The sequence below is a fragment of the Armatimonas sp. genome (assembly GCF_964826245.1).
The window spans coordinates 1-4,656 of the sequence record NZ_CBAYMC010000291.1 but is presented as its reverse complement, the minus strand read 5'-3'; the positions used below and the strand labels follow the sequence as shown (position 1 = coordinate 4,656).

Here is a 4,656-nt window from a genome sequence, read left to right as displayed (position 1 = left end):
GACAGCTCCCGCGCTGCCGGTTCGGAAGGGGCTTCTCCAGCGGGTGTTTCGGCGGTAGTTTCCCTTCCTGTTCCCCCGTCGGGCGGGGGCTAGGGGGTTGGCACGACGCTCCGTAGCTCTCCGTTGATGCGCACTGAGACCGGCGCTTTCTTGCTCTTGGCTCGGTCTGCGACGATGCGATGGGAGATCACTTTACCGTCTTTCCAGGCGCAGTCCACGCGGTAGCCGCCGCGGGCGCGTAGGCCGGTGAAGCTGCCCTCGGTGGCCCAGGCTTTGGGGAGCGCAGGGAGCAGGTGAAGCTCGCCCGCGTGGCTCTGGAGCAGGCACTCGGCGATGGCGGCGGAGATGCCGAAGTTGCCGTCCATCTGGAAGGGGGGATGGTCGCAGAAGAGATTGGGGAGCGTGTTGTAGGTCAAGAGGCCCCGCACCATGATCCCGGCCCGCTCTGCCTCGCCCAGACGCGCCCAGCAGGCGCAGCGCCACGGCCACGTCCACGAGCGGCGACTGTCTCCAATGGTTGTCTCGACCGTGAAAGGCTGCCCCGCTTGGTCGTTGCTACGGGCCTTGAGGGAGAGAGTTGCGGCTTTGGCCAGCTCGGGCGTGGTAGTCGGGCTGATCTGCTTGCCGGGATAGACCGCAAAGAGGTGCGAGATATGCCGGTGCGTGTCTTTGGGGTCGTCGCGGTCGGCCTGCCACTCCTGGAGCTGGCCCCACTTGCCGATCTTGTTGGGCGCGAGCTGGGCTTGCATCGTCGCCACTTTCTTCTGATAGTCAGGGTCGGTATTTAGCGCCTTGGCCAGCTCCAGATAACCCGCGAATAAGTCCCAGATGAGCTGCTGGTCGTGCATGACACCGTCCTCACGCGGCCCGTGCTCGGGTGACCAGCCGTTAGGCGCGACCAGAGCCCCCTCCGGCAGGCGCTTGAGGTGATCCTCCCAGTACTCACAGATCTCTTTCACAATCGGATAGGCGCGCTCTAGGAACTTTCGGTCTTGCGTGAAGGCGTAGTGCTCCACAAAGTGCTGGGCGTACCAGGCGCTGGCGGGGATGTTCCACTCCCAGCCGTTGCCGCCAAAGATACTCTGCGACGTTCGCGCGGTCCAGCCTCGGGTCTTCTCGCCAAAGGCACGCTTGGTGGCGATCCGGCAGGGCTCGACGGCGGCGGCGACAAACTCGAGAAGCGGCTCGTGGCACTCGGCGAGGCCCGTGGTCTCGGCGTGCCAGTAGTTCATCTGGAGATTGATATTGTTGTGGTAGTCCGATGCCCACGCGGGGGAGTTGCTGTCGTTCCAGAGCCCTTGTAAATTGGCGGGCAGGCCACCGGGCCGGGAGCAGCTCGCCAGGAGGTAGCGCCCGTAGAAGAACATCGTTTGCTCCAGCTCAGGATCGCTCTCGCCCTTGCTGTAGCGTTTCAGGCGGGCATCGGTGGGCAGCGCGGCGGTTGTGCTGTCGGTGCGGCCCCAGCGAACGGTCACGCGCTCCAGAAGCCGTGCCAGATCGGCTTGATGCGCCTTGAGGAGCTGGGCATAGGGCTTGGCTGAAGCTCCTGCCAGCTCACGCGCCACCACGGGAGCCGGAGCCTCGCCTCGCCAGCCCGCGCGAAAGTCGGGCTTATAGTCCGTCCGTGCGCAGAGAGTCACGATCAGGCTGCTACAGCCCGCAAAGCGCAGCGTATCGCCGCCCTCGCCGCTGACCTTGCCGCCGGTGTTCTTGACACGCAGACCGCAGGCATGGCGCAGCTTGTTGGGCATCACCGCGTCCCAGAAAAGCCCGCTGGCACTGGCGCTGACCGGCGTGTTGGGCTGGCCCGAGCGTAGCTTAAGCGAGCCGGAGAGTGCGCCGGGCTTGTCGGCGGTGTAGCGGAGTACCAGCGCCTGCGCTGGGCGGCTGACAAACGCCTCGCGGGTGTAGGCGATGCCGTTCTGGGTGAACGTCGTCCGATGCACGCCCGTGGAAATATCCAGCTCGCGGCGGTAGTCTGCGGCGCTTACTTCTTCAGAGTCGAAGCTGAGCAGCAGCTCACCAAACGTGCGGTACGAACCAAAGCCGTGATCACCCGTCTCGTACTCGCCGTCCCAGTTGTTGTCCCCCGACCAGAGGCTCTGCTCGTTGAACTGAATCCGCTCCTGGGAAACGCCTCCAAAGAGCATCGCGCCCAGTCGCCCGTTGCCAATCGGAAGCGCCTCCGACGACCATTTCGTCGCTGGTTGTGCGTACCATAGCTTACTCAAATGCGTTTTCCTCCCCGCCAATCACAGCCTTGGACAAAGGCAAGCCCCTTGACGATCTCTTGGCTGCCCGGTTTGTCGAGCCGCCCTACACGTAGCGATTGAACCCAGACCTGCTTATCCCCAAGTGGGGCTAAGTCACGAAAGTAGCTCGTCACGTAGCGCTTACTGTCGGGAGCTAGGCAAAGGGTGCCATACTCTAAAAGTTTGACTGTTTTACCTGTTGTGATATCAACTTGCAGTGCCTCGACCCAGTGTCCCCAGCTGCTACCTCCGCGAACTCTGCCGATCAGGACCTGCTTGAGGTCATCAGGGAGTGCGGTTAACCCTTGAAAGTAGTGAGTACGCTGGAGCCAGCGCTGAATCTCCGAGGTTGGTTGAAGCTGCAAGGGCTTGCCATCTACCGTGAGTTTTGGGGTACTGTTATCGGTTGCCTCTGAGTCGATGAGAACGAGAGAGTGCCCACCTAGAGTCAGCTTCATAGGATCGGACTCAGTCAGTGGCGGCACGGGCTTGCTCTGGCCTGTCTTGACGGAGATCAGGCGGTGCTGCTTCTCGCTTTCTTCAAGCCGTAGCCACTCACTATCTTGCCAGTGAAAGGGCTCCCAGAACTCCCGCATCTGGTAGAGGCGCTTGATTGCTCCCGTGCGTAAGGAGAGAGCCATTAGGTCGCGTGTGCCGCGCCAGAAAGCGATCCACTTGCCATCGGGTGACCACTGTGGCTCGCCGTCATTGGTGCGGGTGTGGGTGAGCTGCTTTCGTCCGGTGCCATCGGGGCGGATCAGGTAGAGGTGGGAGTAGCTCTTGCGGCTGCCCGGCGCGTAGTAGCGACAGGCGTAGACAATCTCACGCTCACGCATAGCTGGCTACCGCCATTCCAAAGTAGGTTGGGGCCTCGTAGGAGAGCAGCTCTCCGGTGAGTGGGGTGTGGCCCAGCGCTCCGGCGAGGATAATGGTCTGCCAGAACGCGTCTACTTTGGCCTCTTCCAGAAACTCTTCGTCCCACTCTAGGAGCGCTCCCAAGTCTTCGGAGACAATTGCGGCGCACATCTGGCCGTCGTGCTCGGCGCTGACGGGCGAGTAGCCGTAGGGGCCATTGGGGTCGTGGGCGTGGCCTTGATCGCACGAGGCGATCAGCGCGACTCGCTTCTCGGTTTCGGCGGCGCACCGGGCCAGCAGCACGCCAAAGCGCACTAAATGCTCACGCGCCAGGCTCCGGTTGGGGGCCACGACAACAATCTTGGGGCGCGGCTCGGTGAGGGGATGGGCGGTGAACCAGAGCGGGATCACGACGCCCCAGTCGAGCGGCAAGACTGCTTTTTCTTTGGCTTCCTCCCCGACCAGTCGCACCAGGGGGATATTGGCTTGCTCACAGGCGGCGTGGATCATCTGAACCAGCTCCAGATCGCACTCAAACGCGGCCTTGATATGCTTGCCATCGGGCTCCCCGACAATCCCGGCGGCGTGGCGGGTCGCCCCAATCGAGAGGGCACCATCTACGACAATGCCGTGGGGGGTGAGAACAATCACCGTGTCAATTTTTTGCGTGGCGAAGCGGCGGCCCAGCTCCTGCATCGCGGCGCGGGTTTTCCCCATCAGCGCTAAATCATCGGTGAGCTGGGGGACAATCTCTCCCCCATGAGGCGCAATCGCGGCAAAGACAAGCGGCATGGGCTATTTTATCCGACTCCGAGATTCCCTTGCCTTCGTGCATAGAGCTGCCCTGCAAGCGTGACGGCAAAATCGCGGCCCTGTGGGCCATTCTCTAGTGCCGCAAGCCAGTTCTCAGGGATTGCTGCCGCCCCGTGAAACGCTCCCGCCATTGCGCCCGCCATCGCCGCAATCGTGTCCGCATCGCCGCCCAAACTCACGGCATAGAGAAGACAGTCGGGGAGCGAGTCCCAGCGTGAGAGAAAGGCAAAAAGCGCGGCAGGCACCGAGAGTGTCGCGGCCAGATCGGTTCCTAGACGTGCTGCGACCACACACGGCTCGGGCTCGGCTGCGAGAAAGTCCTCGACTTGATCCAGCTTCTTGAGATAGACCTCATCGGTGACTCCCGATCGCACAAAGCCCAAGAGCGCTGCGACATCAAGCTCTTCTGCACCCGCCATCGCTTGCCGGAGCGCTCCCGCAACCGCGAGTGCGACGACCACTGCGCCTTCAATGCCGTGCTTGTGCGTGTGGGTTGGCAGGCTGGAGAGCCGCGTTGCCTCGCGAATGACCGCCACGTCAGCATCCCAGTAGAACGCCCCCAGCGGCCCGACACGCATCGCCGCCCCGTTGCCATAGCTCCCCTGACCCCCAAAAACCTGCCGTGCGGGCTCGTCCCACGGGCGGCCCTGCTTTAGCGCATCCAGCACCCCGTAGGCTCCCGGTCCATAACCCCGCCAGGGCTGGAAGTTCTTCGCAAAGTGCCGGGCAAGATGCT

At 62.9% G+C, this 4,656-nt stretch carries 4 protein-coding genes; all 4 read right to left on the bottom strand.

The window, feature by feature from the left end; genetic code table 11:
- Positions 1 to 89: 89 nt before the first annotated feature.
- Positions 90 to 2,231 (bottom strand): glycoside hydrolase family 95 protein, encoded by a 2,142-nt coding sequence (locus tag AC1XOS_RS19910; RefSeq protein ID WP_481963961.1) that lies wholly within the window; start codon positions 2,229 to 2,231, stop codon positions 90 to 92.
- The gene (locus AC1XOS_RS19905; protein WP_481963960.1) at positions 2,228 to 3,088 is read right to left on the bottom strand and encodes a TolB family protein; all 861 of its coding nucleotides are present in this window, start codon (positions 3,086 to 3,088) and stop codon (positions 2,228 to 2,230) included. Before AC1XOS_RS19905 ends, AC1XOS_RS19910 begins: the two co-directional genes overlap by 4 nt.
- On the bottom strand, positions 3,081 to 3,899 hold the full coding sequence (locus tag AC1XOS_RS19900) for a DODA-type extradiol aromatic ring-opening family dioxygenase (RefSeq protein ID WP_481963959.1): 819 nt from the start codon (positions 3,897 to 3,899) through the stop codon (positions 3,081 to 3,083). The genes AC1XOS_RS19905 and AC1XOS_RS19900 overlap by 8 nt, the downstream gene beginning before the upstream one ends.
- A gap of 8 nt (positions 3,900 to 3,907) precedes the next feature.
- Positions 3,908 to 4,656 (bottom strand): ADP-ribosylglycohydrolase family protein (locus AC1XOS_RS19895; protein ID WP_481963958.1); only part of this gene is annotated, 749 nt, incomplete at its 5' end.